We start from the raw sequence: 5251 nt of genomic DNA, 5'->3' as shown, positions 1-5251 counted from the left end.
AGGATTCTAATTCAAAGCGACTCTCAAGATGAAGAGGATCTTTGGTAGCTGCTCATTTAGAACTACCGCTTCTCATCTTTTTCTTGAGCAACATCTGGCCCCATAATGATTGCGATCCAGCGGGTCTCGTCACTGCTTTCAAAGGCAATTTTTAACAGCATGGTCAGTGGGACAGACAGTAACATCCCCACTGGCCCAAGCACCCAACCCCAAAATACCAAAGACAAGAAAACAATCAAAGTAGAAAGCCCTAAGCCCCGCCCCATATAGCGCGGCTCAATAACATTGCCCATCAAGGTATTAACAAATAAATAACCCGCTGCAACCAACAACATATGCAAAGGCCCTAATTGAATTAAGGCCAACAACATCACGGGTACTGCTGCGATAATGGAACCAATATTCGGTACAAAATTTAGAAGATAAGCAATTAAAGCCCACAACAAGGGATATTCAACCCCCAGAATAAGCAACCAGATATAGATTAACCCACCCGTTCCCAGGCTCACTACAACCTTGATACTCATATAACGATTAACATTCTCTAAAAATAATTCAATATGCTCCATCAAGGTACTGTCTTCGCCGAAAGCCTTATGAAGTTTTGCCGGCAATGAAACACCTTCAAAAAGCATAAAAATCACTGTTAACACAATCAGAAAGGAGTTCGATAAAACGCCACCCAGGTTCCCCAGAGTGCTTACCGCCAACTTAAAAATCGTTGACGGGTCAAACAATTGCATTAACTTTTCCTTTGGAATATCCAAGCCCCAGGAATTTAAGCCACTGATTAGTTCGCCCATCAATGCTTGCAGGCGTATCTGGTACTGGGGTAGGTCATTTGAGAACGCAGTGAGTGAAGTGGTAATAATAGAGATAATCACCAACTGCACCAGGCTGATAAAAATAACCACCAGTATCAAGGACAGCCAGGCAGGCAAGCCTTTCCGTTGCATAAAGAGAAAGGGAGGCGCACAAATGATGGCAAAAAAACCGGAGAGTAGAAACGTCACCATCAATGACTCAGCAGCGCGTATACCTGCAACCACAATAACAAATGCCGCCAAAACAAACAGCGTACGTGCTGCCGATGAAAACCCAGAGATCTGATGCATTGCCAACTCCTTTAGCAGGATGTTCCCACGAGATCTAATTGTTAATTAGCAGGGCAAATCGCGATACCGTGATTGTGAATTTCGACCAAGCTACTATGCAGGCTCTTCACCGCCAAGTCATAGTCGTCTTCGTTGACAACAAACTGCATGTCAACTTGTCGCATAGATTGATGCATTGCTAAAACACTAATTTCCTGCTCTGCCAGCGCCTTGACCGTCACCGCCAACATACCAGGCACTTGCATATTACTGCCAATCGCCGAAACAATCGCAACTTTGCACTGGTCAATCTCGGCCTCAGGAAAACATTTTTCCAGAGCACCGTATATACGCTTTACTGTTTTCAGGTTTGTAGCAAGATAATGAGTAATGGTGTTCGCATTAATATCTTTAGAAACAACATGGCCTTTGAAGCGCCTGATCAGCTCAAGAATTTTCTGGTCATAAGTATCGACACTACCCGTCATCCCCTGATCGAACACTTCCAGTGCATAGATGCCCTTGCAACCTGCAATAATTTCGACACAAGGCTCGTCACTGACATAGTCTCCGGTGATAAGTGTACCAGGATGGTCAGGCTCAAAAGTATTCTTAACTCTTAAAGGAATACGGTTACTACGTAAACCCTTGGCCGCTTTAGGGTGAATAGCTTCCATGCCCAGGTTAGCTAACTGATCGGCAACATCATAGTTTGTCCGTCCGATAGGAATAGCATTTTCTTCACCAACCAAACGAGGATCAGCCGTGCTCAAGTGAAATTCTTTATGGATGATGGTTTCACGCGCTTCGGTCAATACAGCGATGCGGCTAAAGGTCATTTCACTATAGCCACGGTCAAAAGTAGACATCAAGCCTTCCTCGCTATGCGCATAACCCGTCGCGATAGGTATCTGACTTGCCAAATCCAAGCCTTGAAACGCTTCAACGATCCGCTCATCCAAAGAGGTATGCTGTGCCGCGCGCCAGCCAGTTAAATCAACAAAACAAGCATTGAAACCGTCACGTTCAAGAAGCTTTGCAGTGTTCCAAGCGCTATGAGCCTCACCGATACTCGCCAACATTTCCCGAACAGTCGCCAAATGTGCGGAAAGCTCAAAATGCCCGTGTTGACAAAGTCTTTGAAGATCAACAAGACACTGCTCTGCATCATCCAGACGCTCGCCAATAAAACTATTCGCCTGCTGCAAAAGCTCACCTTCACCAAATAAGCCTGCGTTTATGGCCTGCATATCAGCTTTCACTTGCTGCAGCGCCTGGTGCCAACTCTTGTCTTTCAAGCCGTTGGCAAATAACGCATAGATTCCTGGCTGGCTAGTCTTTTTGTGCTCTAACAAAGCGTCTGTCATGCCGCCATACGCTGAAACCACAAATACACGCTGATAGATCGTATCCTCTCTTGAGGGTTTGCTGATTATATTATCGCGAATAGCGACATAATCACTCATTGACGTTCCACCGATCTTTTCAACACTATGCGATTTCATAACACCCTTCTATCACCAACACGCTTTAGAGAACTAGCCTGTAAAAAACGCGCTATTTTACGCCATTAACGAAATTTGTCTATCTGCCTCATTTTTAGCCCTCACTGAAAGACTGCAAGCCATGTAATCTTTCCAAAACTTAAAGCTAGATTGGCGATATTCGTTTTTATTATCGATATAATGCAGAGCAATTATTTAAGCTAAGTGGCCTGCTAATAAAATGACCATTGAAAACGAAAACACCTCAACATCCGCACAGCCCGACAAACGCTCTGAGCACCGGACACCAATGAAGTGTAAACTTAAAGTGTCTCACCCCAGTATTGGCGATCAAATTGTCACTACCCGTGATATCTCCGATGGCGGTGTATTTCTTCTAACAGAGAATATTCCTATGCCACCGGTCGGCACCGTTGTCCAGGGCCAGGTCCAGGGCATGGGAGAAACAGCGCCTGTACTGAAAATGAAAATTGTCCGAATGGAACCTGCGGGTATTGGTCTGAAGTTTATCTCCTAGTATCAGTTGCCCCCTATTTAAACTTAGCCAAATTGAATTAATATCTGTGAAATCAAGGAACGTCTAATCATGAAAAACCACCTTCTTAGCTATTCTCTTATTGCCTGCAGTGCCTCTGCCAGCACCTTTGTCGCCGCTGAAGAGCCGTTTAAAAAAGCTTATACGCCTCCTTCACGCGGGTTCTTTCTTGAACAGGGTAAAGTAAACACTGGCGACCATATATCCATTGACCTGCACAGTGGTGCGAACGGTTTACAAAATGGCGGCAGTATTCGACTCGGGCTTTCCCAGGCTGAGCTTATTTTGAATAGTGGACTAGGCCTTAACACCGCCTCTACAGGGAACGACGTTAGCCTAAAATGGGGGCTCCCGCCTATTAGATCAGGTGATCAGCAAACGACAGATCAGTTTGCTTGGTCTTTGGTAACAGGCTTATCTGTCATTGATTTTGACAACAGCAATAACGATCAAACTAATTTAAAGCTAGGGGTCGCAGCCACGATTTCGGCCGATGCAGCAACATTCACACTCACACCATCTCTTATTTACAGCGATATTGCAGACAATAGTGATACATTCCTAGAATTAGGTTTGGGCGCTTATGCTGGTCTAATTGATACAGAAAGTGGCTTATTCTCGATTGGCGCTGAAGTTGTTATGTCAACGCAAGACGATAGCGATACAACGGCCTTAGTCGGTACCCGCTGGTCTTATAGTGAACGAGTCAATATCGATATTATCCCAATGATATTCAGCAATAGCGATATCTTGGGCATACCCGGACTAGTTCGTTTGAATGTAGTGTTTTAATAATAAGAGTAAGAAGAAGAGATTCGAAAGAATACATTGTGTATTCTTTCGATAGTACTGACGATTAAGCTACTTTATTTTTTCGCTTCGATATCCAACAACTCGACATCGAATAGCAACGTTTCATTCGGCCCGATAGAACGGTTACCGTTTGGACCATATGCCAAGTCCGAAGGAATAAACAGCTGCCACTTTGAACCAGTAGGCATCAACTGAAGGGCTTCTGTCCATCCAGCAATCACACCATTAACCGGAAAACTTACTGGCTGACCACGATCAATCGAGCTATCAAAAACCGTACCGTTGATCAAAGAGCCGGTATAGTGAACTTTCACAACATCTGTCGGCCCAGGCTGCAGACCTTTACCTTCGGTCAAAACCTTATACTGAAGGCCGCTCTCTAGGGTAACAATACCTTCTTTGTTCTTGTTTTCAGCTAGGAATTCTTTCCCCGCTTTTTTGTTTTCTTCACCCGCTTTTTGAACTTCTTCTAGCTGCTTTTGCTGTAGGTCTCGCTGAAAGTCAGATAGAGTCTGCGCGACCTGCTCATCGGTAATAAGTTGAGGGTTGCCACTATAAGCATCTTTCAAACCTTGGACGAATACGTCGATTTGCAAATCAGGCATATCGTTAGTCATGCGCTTACCTAGAACCAAGCCAAAGCTATAGCTAACTTTTTGATCTTGAGTATCAAGAGACTTTAGAGGTTCAGCAGCATAGCTGAGAGTAGAAGCACCTATTAGAGCTAGGCCTAGAAGCGTTTTTTTCATGTTCATTTCCTGAAGAAGCCATTCTAAAAACGCTCACGTTACTTGTTTTTTGGTGAAATCTCTATGCTTGCAACATTAGCACTTGTTAATGGTGGTGACCACCAACACCATGAGCATGCCCGTGAGCCAACTCATCTTCTGTTGCTTCCCTGACGCTCTGAATTTCAATATCGAAACTCAAAACCTGCCCGGCCAAAGGGTGATTCGTGTCCACATCGACATTAAACTTTCCTGCCTTTAATACCACAACCTGCCTTGGACCTTCTTCGGTATTAATCGAAACCACCATACCAGGCTTCAACTTGGAATTTTGCTTTTTATCGCCCACTAGGTGCTTAATTGGTACGCGCTGAACAGCTTCTTCTTTACGCAGGCCATAGCCGTCTTGAGGTTCAACCGTCACAGTCAAAACATCTTCTGCCGACTGACCTTCCAGGCCTTTTTCCAAACCAGAAATAATATTTCCATGGCCATGCAAATAAGCAACCGGGTCTTCTCCATGAGAGGCCTCCAGCTCACTGCCTTGCTCATTCGATAGTCTATAATGAAAGGTTA

General features: G+C 44.5%; 6 protein-coding genes. 2 read left to right on the top strand and 4 right to left on the bottom strand.

Annotation, left to right across the window (positions count from 1 at the left end; genetic code table 11):
- Nucleotides 1–62: 62 nt before the first annotated feature.
- On the bottom strand, nucleotides 63–1115 hold the full coding sequence (locus A3761_RS17275) for an AI-2E family transporter (RefSeq protein WP_068514528.1): 1053 nt from the start codon (nucleotides 1113–1115) through the stop codon (nucleotides 63–65).
- Nucleotides 1116–1156: 41 nt separating this feature from the next.
- Complete coding sequence (locus A3761_RS17270) at nucleotides 1157–2599, bottom strand: aspartate kinase (protein ID WP_068554130.1); 1443 nt, start codon at nucleotides 2597–2599, stop codon at nucleotides 1157–1159.
- Nucleotides 2600–2819: 220 nt separating this feature from the next.
- Between A3761_RS17270 and A3761_RS17265 the strand changes: the two genes are divergently transcribed.
- The gene (locus A3761_RS17265; protein WP_068514521.1) at nucleotides 2820–3116 is read left to right on the top strand and encodes a PilZ domain-containing protein; all 297 of its coding nucleotides are present in this window, start codon (nucleotides 2820–2822) and stop codon (nucleotides 3114–3116) included.
- Between the two features lie 69 nt (nucleotides 3117–3185).
- Nucleotides 3186–3926 carry a hypothetical protein gene (locus A3761_RS17260; protein ID WP_068554132.1) on the top strand — a complete coding sequence of 247 codons (741 nt, stop codon included), beginning with the start codon at nucleotides 3186–3188 and terminating at the stop codon, nucleotides 3924–3926.
- Nucleotides 3927–4000: 74 nt separating this feature from the next.
- On the opposite strand, the gene A3761_RS28795 is transcribed toward A3761_RS17260, so the two are convergent.
- Both A3761_RS28795 and A3761_RS17250 read right to left on the bottom strand, forming a co-directional pair.
- A complete protein-coding gene (locus A3761_RS28795) occupies nucleotides 4001–4696 on the bottom strand; it encodes an FKBP-type peptidyl-prolyl cis-trans isomerase (RefSeq protein ID WP_068514517.1) in 696 nt (231 codons plus the stop codon).
- Between the two features lie 85 nt (nucleotides 4697–4781).
- Nucleotides 4782–5251: peptidylprolyl isomerase (locus tag A3761_RS17250; RefSeq protein ID WP_068750581.1), on the bottom strand; the 470-nt coding region annotated here is incomplete at its 5' end.

Source organism: Oleiphilus sp. HI0123, from assembly GCF_001635315.1.
The sequence above is the reverse complement of the archived record's forward strand: the minus strand, read 5'-3'. Positions and strand labels throughout refer to the sequence as shown.

Bases quoted from the DNA above. Each gene is read 5' to 3' on its own strand.
- A3761_RS17270 (WP_068554130.1), bottom strand. From the start codon at position 2,599: ATGAAATCGCATAGTGTTGAAAAGATCGGTGGAACGTCAATGAGTGAT.
- A3761_RS28795 (WP_068514517.1), bottom strand. From the start codon at position 4,696: ATGAAAAAAACGCTTCTAGGCCTAGCTCTAATAGGTGCTTCTACTCTC.
- A3761_RS17260 (WP_068554132.1), top strand. From the start codon at position 3,186: ATGAAAAACCACCTTCTTAGCTATTCTCTTATTGCCTGCAGTGCCTCT.
- A3761_RS17265 (WP_068514521.1), top strand. From the start codon at position 2,820: ATGACCATTGAAAACGAAAACACCTCAACATCCGCACAGCCCGACAAA.
- A3761_RS17275 (WP_068514528.1), bottom strand. From the start codon at position 1,115: ATGCATCAGATCTCTGGGTTTTCATCGGCAGCACGTACGCTGTTTGTT.